The organism is Negativicoccus succinicivorans, from assembly GCF_018372215.1.
GTDB lineage: Bacteria > Bacillota > Negativicutes > Veillonellales > Negativicoccaceae > Negativicoccus.
This window is the reverse complement of the sequence record NZ_JAHAJN010000001.1, coordinates 56,182-76,241: the sequence shown is the minus strand read 5'-3', so window position 1 is coordinate 76,241 and position 20,060 is coordinate 56,182. Positions and strand designations below refer to the sequence as shown.

Genomic DNA, 20,060 nt, shown 5'->3' with positions numbered 1-20,060 from the left:
GATCGGCTCTTTTTTTATGCTTCGATTTTTTTCATTGCTTCATCCAACGTATGCCACGCGAGTACCGCACATTTTACACGCGCCGGTAACTGCGAAACATTTTCCAATACAATCGCCTCTTCCAGCGACTCCCGCTCTTCTTCATTCAACTCTTCCCGTTGGATCAAACAAATAAACCGCTCAATACATGCTTTTGCTTCTTTAACCGACTTCCCGCGCACCACATCGCAAAGCATGGAGGCAGACGCCTGACTGATCGCGCACCCTTGACCCTCATACGCAATATCTTCGACCATTCCGTCGGTAATGATCGCATTCATGGTTAAGTCATCACCGCAGTTCGGATTATGACCATGCTCCGTTACCGTTGCATCTGTTAACGGGCGATGATTGCGCGGGTCCTGATTATGTTCCAGAATTAAATCTGTGTACAATTGCTGGAGATTCATAGTTCCTTCTTCCTATTTAAATCCCATTTGTTTACGCACCAATGGCAATACTTCTAAAAACCGTGCCACTTCCGCTTCCGTATTATAGATATAGAAACTTGCTCGATTTGTCGCCGGTGCATGCAAATAAGCGCCTAGCGGCTGCGCACAATGATGCCCTGAACGAACCGCGATCCCGTAATGATCCAAAATCGTCGCCACATCATGCGGATGTACACCGTCAACTAAAAATGTAATTACGCCGTACTTTTCCGCAGGATTTGTCGTGCCGATAATCTTTACAAACGGCATCTCGGAAAGGCCTGTAAGCGCCATTTCCGTCAGCTTTTTCTCATGCGCAACAATCGCATCCCAACCGATCGCTTCCAAATACTTTATGGCAGCGGCCAGGGATACTGCACCTTCCACATTTTGTGTACCGGCTTCAAATTTAAAGGGTAAAGTATTGAATGTAGTGGTCTGTTCTTGCACGTATTCAATCATGTCGCCGCCCAAATTAAATGGTTCCATATCATCAAGCAGCGCTCGTTTTCCGTACAACACACCGATCCCCTGCGAAGCGAGCATCTTGTGACCGGAAAATACATAGAAATCACAATCCAAAGCCTGCACATCGACTGCAAAATGGGGCGCCGCCTGTGCTCCGTCTAAAACCACGACTGCTCCGACGGCATGGGCGCGCTGAATCATCTCTTGCACAGGCACGTGCATGCCCAACACATTGCTGGCATGACCGAACGCAACAATTTTTGTCGTTTCGTCAATTTTTGTAAAATCGGACGGATCAAAATGTCCGTCTTCCGTTAAATAAATATATTCCAGTGTCGCTCCGGTCACGCGTGCAACACGCTGCCATGTGACCAAGTTGGCATGGTGTTCGGCGATTGTGACGATGATTTTATCGCCAGTCTTGAGATGTGTCTCACCATAACTGCGGGCGATGAGATTCAGACTTTCCGTCGCATTACGCGTAAAAACAATCTCATCCGAACTTGCGGCATGGATGAAACGAGCCACCACTTCCCGTGCACCGTCATATGCGAGAGATGCGGTTTGCGCTAAACGATGCGCACCGCGATGTGGATTACCATGCCGCGAGAATACGTACTCCTCGACTGCCTCCATAACTTGCCGGGGGCGGTGGGTTGTCGCCGCATTATCAAAATAAATCAGCGGCTCCTCTCCCACTTTTGTTTGTAAAATAGGAAAATCCTTACGTATGTTTTCCAGATTCATCATATCGCTTCCATCTTTGTCTCTACTGCGGTAAGTACCGTTTCACGCAAATCATCGGCAATAATTTTATCAATGACAGGGCGCAACATCGCTTCTACCACTAAACGCTTCGCTTCTTCCTGTGAAAAGCCTCGGCTCATTAAGTAGTATAACCGTTCTTTATCCATTTGGCCGGCACTGGAGGCATGATTTCCCTGCACATCATCTTCCGTACATAAAAGCAAGGGCAAAGAGACATTTTTCGCCTGCGGACTCAAAAGCACGACATAATCTTCCTCGTTGCCAATCGCTCCCGATGATCCGTGCTTGAAGTCAATACAGCCGCGAAAAACTTTTTTTGCCGCATCTCGTAAGGCTCCATAAGTCGCTAAATGAGATTCGGTTTTCTTCCCGAAATGGTTACGATCATAATACAAGTCAAGATGCTGCTTTTCGTTGGCTACATAAACGCCTTCTTCGGAAAGCGTAGATGCTTCACCTAACAAATCCGCATCGCTGTGATAGATAATACGCTCCGCACCGAATTCGGCACCGATAAATGCCGCTTGAGATGCGGTGTTGAGCCGAGTGTAACGATGCTCAATCGCAGTCGTCAGAGGCACGCCTGTATGAACTTTAGTAATTTTTAATACGGCATTGTCACCGACGGAACTTAAAATGGCATAGTTCAATCGCCCTTCATTTTTGCTTTCATTGTCAATGACAATCTCCAACGCTAATTCGGCATTCGCCCGCACATCAATGATAACTGCACCCAACCAGTGATTTTGTGTTTCCGTAAATGTGAGGTTCAAACGCAGTTGTTGCTTGGTGCCTTCCGGTACGACAATTTTGAATTGCTGCGCTGCGTCACTCATCGTTTCCGCAAACGTTGCGGGGTCCGCACCGCGAAATTGGGGCCGTAAAAACGCAAGAGATGCCGTCGTCATCCCTGTAACGCATTCGACTTGTTCCGGCTGCGACCACACTGCCGTAAGTTGTGAGGCGTCTACATGATCCGCCACATCCAGTTCCGTGTAATTGGCTTTCGTCCAGCGATAGGTTGTCATCGGCAGCAAGTTAAATTGTTTTTTCATTTTTCCTCCTACCCGATGGAACCTTCGAATTCCAAACGTATCAAATTATTCATTTCCACCGCATATTCCAACGGCAATTCTTTAGAAATCGGCTCGGCAAAGCCGCGTACCAGCATGGCTTTCGCCTCGTCCTCCGAAAGGCCCCGACTCATCAGATAATAAATAGCTTCATCGCTGATGCGTCCAATCTTAGCCTCGTGTCCTAAATCAACATCGTCGTTTTCAATAGAGATATCCGGTACCGTATCGGAACGTGACTGGTCATCCAGCATCAGCGACTCACAGCTGACAGAAGATTTAGCCCCTTTAGCATTCGGTCCGATCCGCAAAAGGCCGCGATAAATCGCTGCACCGCCACTCTTAGATATCGATTTGCTATTGATGTTTGAAGTTGTATTTTTACCTAAATGAACGACTTTCGAACCTGTGTCTAATGTCTGTCCTTCCCCCGCAAATGTAATGCCGGTAAATTCGCAGACGGAGTTGTCTCCTTTTAAAATCGTCATCGGATACAGCATGGAAACATGCGAACCAAACGAGCCGCTAACCCATTCCATACGTGCGTCCTTACCGATCAACGCACGTTTTGTATTGAGGTTGTACATATTCTTCGACCAATTTTCAATCGTCGAATAGCGTAATTCCGCACCGTCAGCGACAAATAATTCGACACACCCGGCATGCAAATTCGCCACATTGTAGCGAGGCGCTGAACAGCCCTCAATAAAATGGCACTTCGCCCCCGGTTCCAAAATAATCAGCGTATGTTCAAACTGCCCGGCTCCCGGCGCATTCAAACGGAAGTAACTCTGTAAGGGAATCTTGACATCAACACCTGCCGGCACAAAAACATATGATCCGCCTGACCATACTGCGCCATGCAAAGCGGCAAATTTGTGATCGTTCGGCGGCACCAGCGTCATAAAGTGACGGCGCACGATATCTTCATGTTCTTTGAGTGCCGTCTCAAAATCCGTATAAATGACGCCCTGTTTCACCAGATCTTCCTGGATATTGTGGTACACCACCTCAGAGTCATATTGCGCCCCAACACCGGCAAGCGAAGTTTGCTCCGCACGCGGAATACCCAAACGATCAAATGTTTCCTTAATATCCTGCGGCACGTCATCCCAGCTTGCTTTCATATCGGTACGGGGACGCACATAGGTCACGATTTCTTCCATATTCAAGCCGGAAATATCCGGCGCCCACGGAGGTACATCCATCTGCTGATAAATCGCAAGTGAACGCAGACGAAAATCAAGCATCCACTGCGGCTCATCTTTTTTGGCAGAAATTTCACGTACTATGTCCGGCGTTAATCCCGAATCCGTCTTATAGTCATACGAAAAACTGTCGCGTACGTCGTAAACGCCACGTTCCATGTCGGCAACATATGTTTTTTTGCGTTTTTCTTCAGCCATCATGTCACCTGTTTCGCAAATGATCAAACCCCTGCGCTTCAATCGTATCGATGAGAGACGCATCGCCTTCGGTTACGAAATTTCCGTTCATCATTACATGTACTTTATCGGGGCTGATGTATTTTAACAATTGATTGTGATGTGTGATGATAATAAATGCGTGTTCAGGACTATGGTAGTCGGCAATTGCCTGGGAGACAATACGGACAGCATCCACATCGAGTCCCGAGTCCGTTTCATCTAAAATAGCCAATTTCGGTTCCAGCATCTTCATCTGTAAGATTTCACTTTTCTTGCGTTCTCCGCCTGAAAATCCGTCATTTACGTAACGATCGGCATAGGCGATATCCATATCCAGGGAACGCATTTCCTTGTGGAGCTTGCGCTTGAACGGAAATAATCGTTGCTGTTCACCGGAGACCGTTACTTTTGCCGTACGCAAAAAATTTTCTACCGTAATTCCGGGTACCGCAAGCGGCGACTGGAAAGAAAGAAAAATTCCCGCTTTAGCGCGTTCATCCACGCTATAGTCGGTAATATCTTTTCCCTCAAAATAAATTTTTCCTTGGGTAACTGTATAGGCGGGGTTCCCCATAATGGCGTGCATTAAAGTCGATTTACCGGCCCCGTTGGTTCCCATCACAACATGCACTTCACCGTGCTCAATGGTGAGATTGACGCCATGCAAAAGTTCTTTATCTTCGACTGCTACATGCAGGTCTTCAATGCGTAATAATTCAGACATAAATCCTCCTTGGAGTCGTGCCTTACTATATATAAATTTTTCAATATTCTATGTTTTAAGAGTAACGTATTTATGTAGCAAAGTCAATAAATCGGCTCTTCATGAAAAAACACCAATCGCGATTGGTGTTTTTAGCGTGGTAAATCGGGGTAGTCCAGTGTAGCGAAATAGTCGCGTAATGTTTCCGGTCGGCGAATTTGTTGCACTTGCCCATTTGATTTCAGCAACAATTCACGAGCGCGTAACTTGCCGTTGTAATTGAATCCCATTGCATACCCGTGTGCGCCGGTATCATGAAGGATAAGGATATCTCCCATCACGATTTCCGGAAGTGACCGCTGAACCGCGAACTTATCGTTATTCTCGCATAACGATCCAACCACATCATAGGTATGATCGCACGACACGTCATCCTTACCGAGAACGGTGAGATGATGATATGCACCGTACATTCCCGGACGCATCAGATCTGCCATCGAGGTATCTACTCCGATATAATTTCGATATGTATTTTTATAGTGGATGGCACTGGTGACAAGCCAACCGTACGGTCCGGTAATAGCACGACCGCATTCCAAAGCTAATGCAACATCTTGCAAGCCGCAAGGTGCTAATATTTCTCCATACAGTTTCCGGACACGATTACCATAATCCTGATAGTCGAGAGGCGTCTCATCCGGCCGATAGGCGATACCGATACCACCGCCTAAGTCGATAAAGTCAATTCGGATTCCTTCCGAATGACAAATTTCCGCCGCAAGAGTAAACATCATTTTCGCGGTCTGCGCCAACTCCTCAATGTCGAGAGTATTGGACACAATCATCGTATGCAGACCGATCCATTGAATATTTTGTTTTTTTGCCCATCGCACGGCAGCAAAAATCTGCTCCTTGGTCATACCGTACTTGGCTTCTTCCGGATGCCCAATAATATCATTTCCGTAACCGATTGCGCCGGGATTATATCGAAAACAAATTTTTTCCGGTAACCATTCTCGTTCTTTCAAATCCGGCAAGTGAGAAATATCATCGACATTAATGATGGTATTATCCTGATACGCTCGTTCGTATTCTGCCGGCGCGGTATTATTGGAAGAAAAAACAATTTCATCCTCCCGAAAACCCACCGCATGTGCAAGCACCAGTTCAGGAAGTGAACTGCAATCGGCACCGCAACCTTCTTCGTGCAATATTTCCATCAAGTACGGATTAGGATTTGCCTTAACCGCGTAATATTCCCGAAAATGAGGATGCCAGGAAAAAGCCGCTTGCAATTGGCGCACATTTTCCCGTATACCTTTTTCATCATAAAGATGAAAAGGCGTACCGTACTCTTGTACAAGTTCACGCAACGCCGCTTCACTGAGCGGAATCGATTTCTTCGTCATTGCGCTGCAGCAGCGCCTTCCAGGAAACGGGCATGAATCAAGGCAACCGCCTTTTCGGCATCACGCTCGTCTATCAGGCAGGAAATGCTGATTTCCGAAGTGCTGATAATTTGAATATTGATATTCCCGTCGGCAAACGCGCCGAACATATCCGCCGCAACCCCGGGCGTACCAAGCATACCCGCGCCGACCACCGACACTTTCGCGACATCCGTGGCATATAAAATGTCCTTAATACCATGATCGCGCTTAAACACTTCAAGAACTTCCTGTGCCTGCGGAAAATCACTTTCTGCAATCGTAAAAACAATATCCGTTTTGGAATCATCCGATTCGCGAATACTCTGTACAATCATGTCCACATCAATATTGGCTTTGGCCAGGTAGCTGAAAATCATATGCGCCACCCCCGGCCGATTATCCACGCCCATAACGGTCACTTTAGCTACATTGGTGTCATGCGCGACGCCACGAATAGCGGCTTGCTTTCCTTCCATCTTGTACTCCTCCTGAATCATCGTTCCATCTGTTTCCGTAAATGTTGAACGTACATGAATCGGTACACGATAACGGCTTCCCATTTCTACTGCCCGAGGCTGCATAACACCGGCGCCAAGTCGTGCCATCTCAAGCATCTCACCATACGTGATTTCCCGCATCTTGAATGCTTGTGGAACCACACGCGGATCTGCCGTATAAACGCCATCCACATCCGTAAAAATTTCACAGACATCCGCCTGCAGTGCACCGGCTAAAGCAACTGCCGTAGTATCACTGCCACCACGCCCCAATGTCACCATATCACCGTTATCCGCAAGACCTTGGAAGCCGGCAACAATCACAATATTACCTTCGTTAAGAGCCGTGAAAACACGTTCCGGATTAATGTCCAAGATGCGTCCTTTGCCGTAAGACCGACTGGTTTGAATTCCGGCCTGTTGTCCCGTAAAAGAAATCGCAGGCTGACCCAGCTCTATAAATGTCATCGCAAGTAAAGCGATGGAAACCTGTTCACCGGTGGTAAGCAGCATATCCAGCTCGCGGCCATATGCTTTATGCGTACATTGCTTCGCCAAGGCCATTAAATCGTCTGTCGAATCCCCCATTGCCGAGACGACAACGACGATTCTGTCTGTCGGTTGTTTCGCCGCCAAAATGCGCTCTGCAATGTGACGGATTTTTTCTGGCGTTGCTACGGAAGAACCGCCAAACTTTTTGACCTGTAACGTCATACTTTGCCTCCTCAAATATTTAAAAAATGCTTATTTAACATGGTAACATTAACACCTGTTTGTGTAAAGAACTTACCATATAAAAAAGAGCGGTTTAAACCGCTCTTTTTTATATGGATTTGCACAGTTATTAATTTTTTAAAATTCAATACCCCGACGTGCGCGAACACCTTTCTCAAATGCATGCTTGATCGGTTTCATTTCAGTTACCGTATCGGCGACAGCAATGACTTCCGGACGCGCATTGCGCCCCGTCAAAACAATGTTCAATCGTTCCGGACGTTTTTTTATTAAATCGACAACATCTTCCACCTGCAACAGACCGAAATCCACCGCGTAATTAACTTCATCCAAAATAACCAGGTCCCATTGATCCGACATCACTTCATTTTTGACCGTCTCCCACGCAGCACGTGCTTTTTCCTGATGCTGTTGAAACTCTTTCTGACCGCCGTCTTTTTTATTATGACGTACGAAACCGTTTCCTAAAGGATGAACTTCCACATCCGGTGACAATCGTTCCAATGCACTGAGTTCGCCGTACTTCCAAGCGCCTTTGATAAATTGCAATATCAGCACCTTTTGGCCGTTTCCCACTGCTCGCAAAGCAAGTCCCAATGCGGCGGTAGTTTTGCCTTTACCGTTGCCGGTATTTACCAATACTAAGCCTTTATCCATTTTATCTCCCTTGCCGATAGTCATGACAAATAGTCAAGAAGCGTCGCGCCGCTTCCGGAGAGCCATCCCACGCCAAATGCAAGTACGATGCCAATACATTGTGTGAAACATACCCTTCCTTATGCGGTGTGACATTGCGACTACCGATCAATTCGTATGCCCATGGATACATTTCGTCGTTCTTCGGAAGTAACGTTGAGAAGTGAAACTCATGCCCGCGTAGAGTCGCTCCTTTTATCGCGATAATGCTGTCCTGTTGTGCGGTCGCCGTCACATAGCCGACGCGTTGCAGCTTCTTTTCCATTTGCGTCGTTGCAGGTACGATACCCGTCAACGGGTATCGGGTACCGGCAAAATCCGTCACGCTTTCGCAAAGGTACATCACCCCCCCGCATTCCGCGTAGATCGGCATACCAGCCTCAGCCGCTTGCTTCATTTTTATAAGCATCTCCCGGTTTTGGCTCAATGCATCCAAAAACATTTCCGGGAAACCGCCGCCCAAAATGATTCCGTCGATATTTGGCGGCAATTCTTTGTCAGTTAACGGGCTGAAATAAACTAATTCGGCCCCCAACCGCTCCAAATATTGCAAGCTGGTCGGATAATAAAAAGAAAATGCCGCGTCATGCGCTACGGCAATTCTTACCTTTATCGGTTCGTCAAGCTCCTGTCGCGATTCGATACTAAGATCCGGTGCTTGTTCAGCCGCGGCGCGCAAACGATCCAGATCAATGGATTCCTGCATGACCTTCGCCATCTGCTGAATCACAGAAGTCGGGTCGGTTTCCGTCACCGGTGTCAACCCCAAGTGCCGTTCCGGCGTTTGGAGCAAATCATTACGATGAATAATACCTAAGACCGGAATCCCCAGCTGTTCAATGCTTTCCCGAACCATTTCGGCATGTTTCGGTGAGCCGACACGATTAACGATTACGCCTGCCAACCGAACGTCCGGGTCATAATTTTTATACCCAAGCGCAATAGCACCGGCACTTTGTCCCATCGACTGCACATTAATAACCAATATGACCGGCGCCTGCAAGCGTTTCGCGATAGCAGCCGTACTACTGATACCGGCAGAGCCTCCATCGTATAGGCCCATGACTCCTTCAATGATCGAAAGTTCTGCGCCCTCACTTAACCGCGTAAAATTTTCCGACAGTTTTTCCTCCGGTACCAACCAAGTATCAAGGTTATATGAATCCCGCCCGGACGCCAGCGCATGAAAGCCGGGGTCAATGTAATCCGGCCCTACTTTAAATGGCTGAACAGCATGTCCGGACTGCGTCAATGCCGCGAGTAGTCCCGTTACGATCGTCGTTTTCCCTACGCCGCTATTCGTCCCGGCTATCACCAATCGTGGTCGGCGAAAGGTTGCCATTAGTGACTCCGCTTCGCTAAAATCGTCGATAAATAATTCAGCTTCGCATCTTCCGGCAAGGCACGCAAATCACGATATACGACCTCATCTGGCAGACCCGCACGCGAAATCATAATCGCATCATCGATCAAATTGTATTTTTCCATCAGTTTTTTAATTATCGGCCAAGTTTTATAAACTTTCATAATAACTAAACTGTCGCTGACCGCAATGACACGTTCCAATTTTTCTGCATCCGCAGTACCGGGTAAAATGGTAATAACGTCTTCCTGATCGCCGACCGTCCGTCCGATATGAGAAGCAATCGCCAAAAAAGCCGGGATGCCCGGAATGGTTTCGATGGGGTATTCCGTTTTCTTCAATGCTCTAAAAATGTACATATAGGTGCTATACAACATCGGATCACCGAGAGTTAAAAATGCTATATCTTTACCTTCAGCCAACAATCCGGAAATAATTTTACGATTTTCCTCCCAGGCTCTTTCCTGAACTGTCATGTCAGGAACCATCGGAAAAACGATAGGGATAACTTCCGTTAATTCTTTGATAAAAGGCTTAGCAATTTGGTAGGCAACCGAATCGGTTTTTTTCTCCGTTTTCGGAACGATAATCACGTCGACATGCTCCAGTGTCCGTACCGCTTTGACTGTTAGAAACTCTGAATCCCCGGGTCCCACACCAATCCCATATAATGTTCCTGTTTGCATACTAACCCCCACAAATTTTAAATAATAGAAGGAATCGCCGGTCGCCCGTGTGAGCGACCTCGATACCGTTCACTGATTGCATCATCCAAGTGCTGCATATATAGCTTAAGGATATCTTCGATTTGTCCCAAAGACTGCCAATCCTCTTCGACAATAAAACCGTATTCTGACAACTTTTGAACAACACTTTCTTCTTCTTTGCTGAATATGTCCACACTTACGTGTTCACCCGCATGGAAAAAGAGAGGTTTAACATGAATTTTACGAATTCCCGCAAAACGCATTTGCTTTGCCGCTTCGCGCCATTCGGGAAATCCCTCCAGCGTCCCTATCCAGACATTATCGTAGCCCAAATGATTCGCCTTGAGTTGCAACGCTGAATACACCGCCTGCGCAGGATGATTCGTCCCATGCGCCAATAGCAAAAGGCCTTCCTGTGGTGCGGAGGGAATCGCCTCCTTTAAACTATCCAAAAGCAATTGATAGTCATCCGGCCGTTCGTCCCCCTGACCGATAAAATACAATAAGGGTCGACCGATCACCAAACGTCTAAAAACAAGGTCTGCTTTCCATTTGTACACAAGTTGCATTACTTTCGAGTATTCTGCCCCCGGAATAATATGCAAAGGCTGATATGCTACCTCGCGATATCCTTCCGATGCCAAGTGGTAAAACATGGCACGTTCACTGTAAAATTTTTCTCCCTCTTGTTTCGAGATTCGGTCGATGACAATCCGACTTGTAAAGGCGATGTATACGTCCCAATCCGGATATGCTTTTTGAGTCAAGTTCTGCATATGTTTCAGCGTGCGTCTACGTTCGTCTGTTAGCGTCGTACCAAAACTCGTCAGCACAATCGCTTTATCATTCATCATGTCCCTCCCAAATATTCTGCTCTGTCCCTTATTTCCATTGTGTTGCTTCATTAATGCTTTCCGAATCGGCAGCTCTGCTGGCTTAAAGTACATCATAATTAATGTCGTACTGACTTCCGGCATTAGACAGGCAGGATGGTTTTGACGCCGTATAATGTGTATATTACCAATCCATATAATACCATTGTCGTACAAGCGATGCGAATTACAGTTTCTTAGCGTGAATGTTGTTTCAAGCCAAAGCTTACACGCACACGAGATCGTGTTTCGACCGGGGATCCGTTAACCGTCCCGGGCGCAAAGCGCCATCGATATACGGCATCCACTGCTGCCTGATCCAGCGCTGCATTTCCTGATGATTCGGCTACCCATGCGCTCGTTACGGATCCTTGCGCTCCAATTACCAATTCTACACCTACGGTGCCTTCAATATTGGCTCCACGGGCGGATTCCGGATACTTCGGGTCGGGAGCGGAAAGTATGGATGGGCTTGTAGGCGGAGCAGTATTCGAGCCCACACCGGATCCTGTGCCTGATCCGGTCCCTGAACCGATGCCGGATCCTCTCCCGGAACCGATACCGCTACCTATGCCCGATCCATGTCCGGTTCCCTGACCTGTGCCGGAGCCGGATCGTGAACGTCGAACACGATGTTTTCGCATCGGCTTTGCCGGGGATTGTTCCGGCGTCGATGCGTAAGCATCATGAATTGGCGCTTCTACGTTTTCATCAATACTTTCTTCTGTGCTTTCCCAATCATCGTATTCATCTAAATCATCCGGAAATGTCGACGTGTTCTGTGCGGCAATATCGGAGCCGCCGCCACCACCGCCACCCGGGTCATAAATCTCGACTACCACGGGATCGAGAGATACGTGTTCCGGTGTTGGTGCAAAGTGAATCGCAACTCCGAATAAAGCAAAAACAATAGCATGCGCCAGAAGAGATCCTGTTATAGGCTTGCCCCAGCCCTCATTTTCACCATAATACATAACAACCTCAAGGTTGCGGCGCAGCCGGCGCCGATTTCGCCCCATCGGTAGCGATACCGATGCGCGAAATGCCTGACAGCTTTACCTGATCCAAAACATACATAAAATTATTGTATTGCGATTCCGCATCCGCGCGCACCAAAATCGCCAGTTGTGGATTTCTGGCTTTTTCTACTTCAATGCGTCGCCGCAAGTCCTCTGCATGTATTGGTTCCTGTTCAAAGTAAATCGTACCGTCTTTTTTTATACTGATCGGCACGGTAGTTTCCATACTCACTTTAGCGGATTGTGTCTTGGGCAAGGACAAATCCACTGATTTTTGAACTACCATGGTAAGCATACTCATCATAAAAAACACAAGCAAGAAAAAGATGATATCAATCATCGGGATAATCATCAGCTTCGGTTGCTTGCTTACCCGCATTTCTCTAAGCTTCATTTGCCTCACCGTCCACATGGGCCAGGTAAACAGATGCTAAACGCTCCATATCGGAAACAAGATTATCCAAACGGTGTGCCAAATACGTATGCACAACCAGAGCCAAGATGGCCACCAACAACCCGGTTGCCGTTGCTACCAGTGCTTCCCCGACACCGGCAGTGATAGCAAAAGGCTGCCCTTCAGAAACGGATAAAATGCTGAACGAATTAATCATCCCGGTCACTGTGCCCAATAATCCCAATAGCGGAGACATTGTAACGATGACATCCAAATAATTTAAATAGTTGCGCAATAAAGATGCGCCATGGGCGGCGCTGCCTTCGACAACGGCAGTTTGGCTGGCGCCGGTATGAAGATGCCCTACTGCGTCACGAATCGCCATCGCCGGGAATCCGCCATCCTCATCCAAGATCTGCTTCAAACCGCTAAGATCGTTTTGATGCAGCAGGACCGGAATTTCTTCGACTAATTTCGAGATGTCCGATTCTGCTTTTTGGTAATAACGAAATCGCTCAATCCCGATTGCAATGACTAAAATCGAACACAGTAGCAACGGATACATTACCAAGCCGCCTGCATTAAATAAATGAAGTGCTTCACTCATACTTTTCTCCTTCCTTTTCTCATTTTATGATGAGAATTTTCAAAATATAAACTCACGAGGTTTATAATAAATCACAATATCAAAATACCATAGTTAACGATTGATGTAAATGCATTCCCATCATTTTCTTGCAATGAACCTGAACTGTTGCGGATTTCGTGCAAGTATTGAATGGCCCCTTCATCTTTAAAACTCCGGTTCGTATGAATAAGATGTCCGTCGCCAACACAACTCCCGGTTATTCAGCTCAATACAATCTAAAAGTTCAACAAGTTCAGAATCAGTAGATTGTATTCCCTATCACCACAAACTTTTTACAGTCCCTTGAGTCATCTGTAAATAAAAACGCGAAAAAGCAACCTCTTAATAAATGTGTTGCTTTTTCGCATTCTTAATGTTGGTAGTGATCTTGGACAATGCGTAATACCTTTTCATCTGACAAATCTTTGACGTGATAATAGGTCGCCCCCATGGAAGAGGCCAATTTCTTAGCGATCCCCATGCTGATGAAATCGGTTTCGGTATCGATTACCACCATGGCTGCTCCGGTACGACGCAACTTTTCTCCCAGTTCGATCGCCTCGTCCACCGGGTTACCGCCCGAGAGCGAAGAAGTTGCACGGCCGTCAGTCACTAAAAGAAATACCGGTCGTACTTCCGGATCTTGAAATTTCAATTGTGCAAGCACGGCAAGCGACATTTCAAGGGCCGCCGCCAACGGTGTTTTACCGCCCGTAGGTAATTCCTTCAGAGCTTTTTGTGCCAAATCAATGCTGCGCGTCACGGGCAATAGAAGTTCCGCCGTATTGCGCCGAAATGTTATCAGACCTATGCGATCACGCTTTTGATAGGCTTCTTGTAAAAGGCCGTAAATGGCTCCTTTTACCGCTCCCATGCGATGCCTTGCCCCCATCGACCCCGACGCATCCACACAAAACAAAAACACGGTTCCGGTGCGTTTTTCGCGCACTTTCTGACGTAAGTCATCCTTTTCGAGAGCAATGGCCAAGCCATGCTTTTCCCGTTGCTTTTGGTACGGCGCAGCAGCACGAATGGTCGCATCCAGTGCAAGGTCGGTAACTTCGTGAGCCATCGGCACGGCACGAATGTAGCGCCCCTGTTTTAAATCTGTCTTCGTTCGTTGCCGTTTTCCCGAACCTTTACGCTTAAAACGATCCACATTCATCGTGACTTGCAGCTGTAACGCCGAAAACGCTTTATTGATATCTTCCCAAGTTTCCGGCGGCAGCGGCATTTGTGGATTCGGCGGCATATCGGCTTCCTGGGAGTCGTCATCATTTGTATCAAAGTCGTTATCTTCCGGTAGATTGGATGGAGGCGGCGGTAATTCTTGTGCATCATTCTGCGGCGGTAGATCCGCAGAATCCTCAGGTTGATCCGGCGGTGGCGGCGGTTGTTGCTCCGGCTGTTCCTGCGGTGCATGTTCGGGTTGATGCATACGATGCGGTAACACAAAATACGCCGCTCGTTCCATGTCATCGGGAATCAAGAAATTGCGGCCGGCAAGAGCCGCTACCGCTTTCGTCGCTTCGAGTAAAATAATGTCCCCGCGATGACCGGCAAGCCACGCATTTTCACTATACACAGCCGCCAACTGCAGCATTGGCGCCGGCACCTCCATCTCTGGAATGATGGCTTGTGCCGTTAGTACTTTTTTGCGCAACTTTTCGGTTTCTTCTGCATAGCGTTTTACAAAGGCGACGCGATCTTTTTCGTACGCTAAAACGCGACGAACAATCTCCTGTCGTTTGGCAGGATCGGTTTCCGCCTGCGCATTGACAAACATCCCGAACCGATCCAAAAGCGCATCGCTCAACGTTCCTTCTTGGGGGTTCATCGTACCGACCAGCATGAAGTCGGTAGGATGCGAATAGGAAAGTCCTTCGCGTTCGATTTTGTTTTCATGCGTCTCATGAACCTGCAAAATCGCCGCTAAAAGGTCTCGCCGCAAAAGATTGATTTCATCGATGTATAAAATTTGTTGATCCGCTTTGGCAAGCAAACCGGGTAAAAATATACGTTTACCATCGGCTAGCGTTTTTTCCAAGTCAATATGACCGAAGACGCGGTCTTCCGTTGCGGAAAGCGGTAATTCCACCAAAGTCTGCTCAGTTAGTGCCATTGCGGAACGCAGCAGTGTGCTTTTTGCTGTCGCCTTGGTTCCGGAAATCAGCAGACCTCCGATCTTCGGATTGACTAAAGCCAGGAGAATAGCTTCTTTTACATCATCCTGACCGACCACGGCAACAAACGGATAGATATACGGATAGCTCATGACGCTTGGCCGTTTAAAACCTGATCAATCACGGTAAAATCGATGCCGGTTTCTTCAAACGGTTTACGGCGCATACGGTGCGGCAAAACAAGTTCCGCCGCTGCCTTCAAATCCGCCAATGTCACTTCGCTGCGACCGTCAAAAGCGGCGATCGTCATGGCGGTTTTAAGCATTGTAATATCGGCGCGATGACCATCCACGTCTAACGCCACGGAAAGTTCCGCCGTTTTTGCCAACGCCTCATCAGGAATTTGAACAGTAGGCAGGAGCACACGGGCACGGTGAATTTTTTTCTCCAATTGTTTTTGTTCTTCCGCGTATTCTTCCGCAAATTTTTCCGGATCCGCTTCATACGCCAGGCGACGTTTAATAACCTCTACACGTTGCTGCGCATCGTGTTCGCCAACAACTTCAACGGAAAGCCCGAAGCGATCCAATAGTTGCGGACGTATATCACCTTCTTCGGGGTTCATCGTACCGATTAAGACAAATTTAGCAGGGTGCGACATGGAAACGCCTTCGCGTTCTACGGTATTAACCCCCATTGCGGCGGCATCCAACAATACGTCAACAACATGATCATCCAGCAGATTGATTTCATCCACATATAAAATATTTCGATTCGCATCTGCCAAAATGCCCGGCTCAAATTTCTTTTTGCCTTGCGAAATAGCATGTTCTAAATCCAATGTGCCAACGACACGATCTTCCGTCGCGTTGACCGGCAATTCAACTACTTTCATGCGTGTTTCATAGGTGGCAAGAGTTTCGCCCGCAGCCTGTCGTTCCATACAGTCACTGCAGAAAAGCCCAGGTTCTTCCGGATCACAACGGAACTGGCAATCTTTTACCGCATCAATCGGCGGCAAAACATCGGCCAATGCACGAACTGCAGTAGATTTTGCCGTGCCTTTTTCTCCTTTAATAAGAACTCCGCCGATCGCAGGATTAATGGCATTTAAAAGCAACGCTTTTTTCATGCGTTCCTGACCTACAATAGCAGTAAATGGGTAGTTTTGACGTTTCATACGACAACTCCTTTGTGAATAATATCTTTCTGCTCTCGATGAATAAATACTTTCTTTAATACACATTCCGCTTCCTGCGCTTGTTTGCTTTTGACCCAGCGAGCATAACACCCGCCACCGCAAACTTTCAAGTAATCGCATTCACGACATTGCTCAAGCAGCTCTTCGAGACGTTCATGAACGGTTTGCAGACATTCGGTCTGAATTTCTTCTTTATAAGAGCCCAAGCGAAACTCCGGCTGGCCGGACAAGGAGGCACAGGCATAGCAGTCACCGCTCGGATCCACATATAATGCACGATTGGTAAGGGCATAACAATGACCAAACGGAGCCAATTTTCCATCTATCAATAGGCGAATTCGTTCACTGTGGGAAAAGGTAATTTTTTTACCTGTTTTTCGATAAAACCAATCCGCTTTCTGAAGCACTTTAACCAAAGCAGCCTGCATTTCGTCGCCGGTAACGGTATCGGATACGCTCGCCCGCCCCTGCGGCCGTAAAATATCAAAGCCGATGCGAAATACATTCCCTGCATAATAGGCCATGGGGATTAACGAATCTAAATGCCGGATATTATGCCGACCCACTACACAGGTAATGCCTACGCCCAGACCGGCATCACGTAAAATGGATAGCCCGCGCATGATATGGTGTGCTGTACCTGTACCGTCAGGATAAATTCGAGCCGCATTATTACGTGCTACGTCCCCATCCAAGCTCACACCGATGCCGATTTTGTGCTTCGCAAAATATTCCGCGACGTCCGGCGTAATCAGGCTGGCATTTGTCTGGATCTGCCACTTGATATGGTAATTTTTTTCGGCGGCATACTCGACAGCGTAGCACAATCGGTCAAAAGCCAACAAAGGCTCTCCTCCGGTTAATTGTACAGTCACCGCTTTTCCGTTAGCCGCGGCCATATCCAATGCCCAACGAATGGCGGCATGAGGCAGTTTGACAAGTGCTTGATTCGCTGCATAACAGTAACGGCATTTAAAATTGCAGGCTCCGGTTAACGCCAGAATTACAAATTCCGGAGTCAAATAACACCACTTCCCCTTTTTCTTTTGCACGGAGGTCCTCATGCGCATCGCATACGCGCAGAATTGCGTCTGGCGGCGGCAAAACAAAAGAACCAACGAACTCTTTCAAAACTGCACTTCACTCCTCCGCAATTATTTGAGCCTCGTTATCATAATACGCTCTTTTTGTTCTCGACAAAATACATTTTAGCAAATCATCGTTCTTTGACGGCAATACATTATAATAAAATACCGTGCATTTCTGCATTTACCGAACCGGCTCCGGCCACTCCCGGAAAGCTAATGCGATTACTCCAAATATTCATACCGCAGACTCCGTCAGGCTGTCCAATTACACAGCAATCATCGTAAACCACCCGTCAGTCACTGCATAAATATCGTTTACAAAAACAAACGCCGCTATAATACCACCGCTCCGACCAAGTAGCGACAATCCCCGGATCTGCAACAGGTTTACGAATTCACTCATTCCAACACTGCGCCGGTCAATGATACCGTGTCGGCTCCCAAAACAGCTGCGCAGATATGTAATAGTCGAACATACCAGCACTACCGACTGTTCCTACGCAAAAAGCTCTCTGCCACTGCAGAGAGCTTTTATATTTCACGACAGCCTTATTACTTTCCTCCAAAGCAACCTATCTTGGAAGAAGAATTGAGTTTCGACAAATACATGTTTATAGGAACCGGCAACGCCCCTCAAACAAGCTCAACGGCTGTGCAATGATTTTTATTTAAAAAATGAGTGCATATGTAAATGCGGCAGCAATCAGGCCTGGCTGACTACTCGAATTTGCTGTGTACCAAAAGCATCGGCAATATCTTTACGAAACTTTCCTTCCAACATCGTCCGATTTATTTCTCGACGAGTAATTAAAAGCAATCGTTCCCCATCATAATTAATGCGCAGTAATGAATCGATGTATGTTTCAAAATCTTTCTTCCCCATTTTTGCTTGCAGTTCATTGAGAGCCTTTGCAATCGGCCCTTCCTGATACTCAGCGCGTTCCGTTACGGGTACAAAATGTACTTCATAAAGCGAGTCTGAATATCCTTTATCCGCAGTGGAACGTCGTTCGAGATCAATCGCCATATATTTCCCTCCTTATGCGCGCATTATAACATATTTACTTGCATAAAGAGATGTTTTCGATAAACTATTTCAATATATACCTAGTCGAGTATTGAGAATCCATATTTATATTTATAATATAATTATTCAAAAATGTTGACAACTGTTTTGGGAGAGATTATCATGATGTTAATTAAAGATTATGCGGTGCACTTAAAACTGGTACCCGGGGAACATCAGTTTTTGTAGGAGGTGAAGGTGCCTCCCCGCGAAAGTTTTGTTTTTAAATATCAATACAAAGGAGCCATTCAAATGAACAAACAATGGAAACGATTTATGGCGGCTACATTTTGTGCTGCGATTCTGACAGGATTCGGCAGTTTCGGCGTAAATGCAGCATATGAATTAAGCACTGAAGTAAGACAGCCGACCCCTGCCTTGCTTACTGCCACCGAAATTGGTGTAAAAGTGCGCGAAAACACAGCCATGCAGAATCTGCAAAACAAAGATGCGATTTTAATTACCAGCTTCGGTACTACTTTTAAAGATACTCGCGCCAAAACGATTGACGCCGTAGTAAATAAAATCAAGCAAGCTTTTCCACACAAAGAAGTGCGTGTCGCTTTCACGAGCCACATCATTATTGACCGCATCATGAAGATCGAAGGGATTCAATATTACACCCCTGAACAGGCCTTTGATAACTTGAAAAAAGACGGCTACAATCGCATTGCTATCGTTCCTTTCAATATTATCCCGGGGATCGAATATGATTACAGTGTAGAAGCGGCTAATCTCCAACAGAAACACTTCAAAAAAATCGCTGTAGCAACACCGGTTATGTACTACATGGGTCAGGAAGACCAGCCGGACCAAATCAATGATTTTCTAAATGCGCTTAAATATCAATTACCGCAACATATGCAGAAAAACGAAGCGGTACTTTTGATGGCACACGGTACCCCGCATCCGGGTAACGCGTTTTACTCCGTCATTCAGGACCGCCTAGAAATGATGGACATGAAAAACGCTTACGTTTATTCGGTAGAAGGCCGTCCTAACCTTGATGACGTGATTCCGCATCTTAAAGCCAATAAAATTCAAAAAGTAACCTTGATGCCGATCATGATGGTCGCCGGTGATCATGCCAATAACGACATGGCGGGTGACGAACCTGACAGCCACAAAATGATTTTGCAAAAAGAAGGTTTTAAAGTAAACACTTACATTCGCGGCTTGGGTGAAAATCCAAAAATCCAGGACTTGTTTGTAGAACGCGCCCGCGAAGCGGTACAAGCGTTAGACACGAAAGAAGCAAAGGTTCCTTACACGCCGATGCATTCCAAAAAGAGCTGAGTATGATATAATAAATGCGCCCTCATCGCAGGGCGC

General features: G+C 46.8%; 19 protein-coding genes. 1 reads left to right on the top strand and 18 read right to left on the bottom strand.

Annotation, left to right across the window (positions count from 1 at the left end; genetic code table 11):
• Window positions 1–14: 14 nt before the first annotated feature.
• From sufU to KIB08_RS00295, 18 genes are all read right to left on the bottom strand, one after another.
• Window positions 15–449: a Fe-S cluster assembly sulfur transfer protein SufU gene (gene sufU, locus KIB08_RS00380; RefSeq protein WP_303988265.1), complete on the bottom strand. Its 435-nt coding sequence runs from the start codon at window positions 447–449 to the stop codon at window positions 15–17.
• Window positions 450–461: 12 nt separating this feature from the next.
• On the bottom strand, window positions 462–1,688 hold the full coding sequence (locus tag KIB08_RS00375) for a SufS family cysteine desulfurase (RefSeq protein ID WP_303988263.1): 1,227 nt from the start codon (window positions 1,686–1,688) through the stop codon (window positions 462–464).
• On the bottom strand, window positions 1,685–2,761 hold the full coding sequence (locus KIB08_RS00370) for a SufD family Fe-S cluster assembly protein (protein ID WP_303988261.1): 1,077 nt from the start codon (window positions 2,759–2,761) through the stop codon (window positions 1,685–1,687). The genes KIB08_RS00375 and KIB08_RS00370 overlap by 4 nt, the downstream gene beginning before the upstream one ends.
• An 8-nt stretch (window positions 2,762–2,769) precedes the next feature.
• Complete coding sequence (gene sufB / locus KIB08_RS00365; RefSeq protein ID WP_034436059.1) at window positions 2,770–4,185, bottom strand: Fe-S cluster assembly protein SufB; 1,416 nt, start codon at window positions 4,183–4,185, stop codon at window positions 2,770–2,772.
• A 4-nt stretch (window positions 4,186–4,189) separates the two neighbouring features.
• Window positions 4,190–4,930, bottom strand: coding sequence for a Fe-S cluster assembly ATPase SufC (gene sufC / locus KIB08_RS00360; RefSeq protein ID WP_303988258.1), 741 nt, complete (start codon window positions 4,928–4,930; stop codon window positions 4,190–4,192).
• Window positions 4,931–5,061: 131 nt separating this feature from the next.
• Window positions 5,062–6,318 carry a diaminopimelate decarboxylase gene (gene lysA / locus KIB08_RS00355; RefSeq protein WP_303988256.1) on the bottom strand — a complete coding sequence of 419 codons (1,257 nt, stop codon included), beginning with the start codon at window positions 6,316–6,318 and terminating at the stop codon, window positions 5,062–5,064.
• Window positions 6,315–7,550 (bottom strand): aspartate kinase, encoded by a 1,236-nt coding sequence (locus tag KIB08_RS00350; RefSeq protein WP_303988254.1) that lies wholly within the window; start codon window positions 7,548–7,550, stop codon window positions 6,315–6,317. The genes lysA and KIB08_RS00350 overlap by 4 nt, the downstream gene beginning before the upstream one ends.
• Window positions 7,551–7,688: 138 nt before the next feature.
• Complete coding sequence (gene cobO, locus KIB08_RS00345) at window positions 7,689–8,228, bottom strand: cob(I)yrinic acid a,c-diamide adenosyltransferase (protein WP_303988252.1); 540 nt, start codon at window positions 8,226–8,228, stop codon at window positions 7,689–7,691.
• A 1-nt stretch (window position 8,229) separates the two neighbouring features.
• Window positions 8,230–9,609: a cobyrinate a,c-diamide synthase gene (locus KIB08_RS00340; protein WP_303988250.1), complete on the bottom strand. Its 1,380-nt coding sequence runs from the start codon at window positions 9,607–9,609 to the stop codon at window positions 8,230–8,232.
• Window positions 9,609–10,316, bottom strand: coding sequence for a precorrin-2 C(20)-methyltransferase (gene cobI, locus KIB08_RS00335; RefSeq protein ID WP_303988248.1), 708 nt, complete (start codon window positions 10,314–10,316; stop codon window positions 9,609–9,611). Before cobI ends, KIB08_RS00340 begins: the two co-directional genes overlap by 1 nt.
• A 17-nt stretch (window positions 10,317–10,333) precedes the next feature.
• The gene (locus tag KIB08_RS00330) at window positions 10,334–11,191 is read right to left on the bottom strand and encodes a sirohydrochlorin cobaltochelatase (protein ID WP_303988246.1); all 858 of its coding nucleotides are present in this window, start codon (window positions 11,189–11,191) and stop codon (window positions 10,334–10,336) included.
• 215 nt (window positions 11,192–11,406) lie between these two features.
• On the bottom strand, window positions 11,407–12,228 hold the full coding sequence (locus KIB08_RS00325) for an energy transducer TonB (RefSeq protein ID WP_303988244.1): 822 nt from the start codon (window positions 12,226–12,228) through the stop codon (window positions 11,407–11,409).
• Window positions 12,191–12,622, bottom strand: coding sequence for an ExbD/TolR family protein (locus KIB08_RS00320; RefSeq protein ID WP_024048996.1), 432 nt, complete (start codon window positions 12,620–12,622; stop codon window positions 12,191–12,193). The genes KIB08_RS00325 and KIB08_RS00320 overlap by 38 nt, the downstream gene beginning before the upstream one ends.
• A complete protein-coding gene (locus tag KIB08_RS00315) occupies window positions 12,612–13,229 on the bottom strand; it encodes a MotA/TolQ/ExbB proton channel family protein (protein WP_024048997.1) in 618 nt (205 codons plus the stop codon). Before KIB08_RS00315 ends, KIB08_RS00320 begins: the two co-directional genes overlap by 11 nt.
• Window positions 13,230–13,620: 391 nt before the next feature.
• The gene (locus tag KIB08_RS00310) at window positions 13,621–15,525 is read right to left on the bottom strand and encodes a VWA domain-containing protein (protein WP_303988240.1); all 1,905 of its coding nucleotides are present in this window, start codon (window positions 15,523–15,525) and stop codon (window positions 13,621–13,623) included.
• Window positions 15,522–16,553, bottom strand: coding sequence for an ATP-binding protein (locus KIB08_RS00305; protein ID WP_303988238.1), 1,032 nt, complete (start codon window positions 16,551–16,553; stop codon window positions 15,522–15,524). Before KIB08_RS00305 ends, KIB08_RS00310 begins: the two co-directional genes overlap by 4 nt.
• Window positions 16,550–17,626, bottom strand: coding sequence for a radical SAM/SPASM domain-containing protein (locus KIB08_RS00300; protein WP_052098439.1), 1,077 nt, complete (start codon window positions 17,624–17,626; stop codon window positions 16,550–16,552). Before KIB08_RS00300 ends, KIB08_RS00305 begins: the two co-directional genes overlap by 4 nt.
• Window positions 17,627–18,365: 739 nt before the next feature.
• Window positions 18,366–18,689, bottom strand: coding sequence for a hypothetical protein (locus KIB08_RS00295; RefSeq protein WP_303988235.1), 324 nt, complete (start codon window positions 18,687–18,689; stop codon window positions 18,366–18,368).
• 291 nt (window positions 18,690–18,980) lie between these two features.
• Here KIB08_RS00295 and KIB08_RS00290 point away from each other — a divergent pair, with 291 nt between their 5' ends.
• Complete coding sequence (locus tag KIB08_RS00290; RefSeq protein ID WP_303988234.1) at window positions 18,981–20,024, top strand: sirohydrochlorin cobaltochelatase; 1,044 nt, start codon at window positions 18,981–18,983, stop codon at window positions 20,022–20,024.
• The last annotated feature ends 36 nt before the right edge of the window (window positions 20,025–20,060 follow it).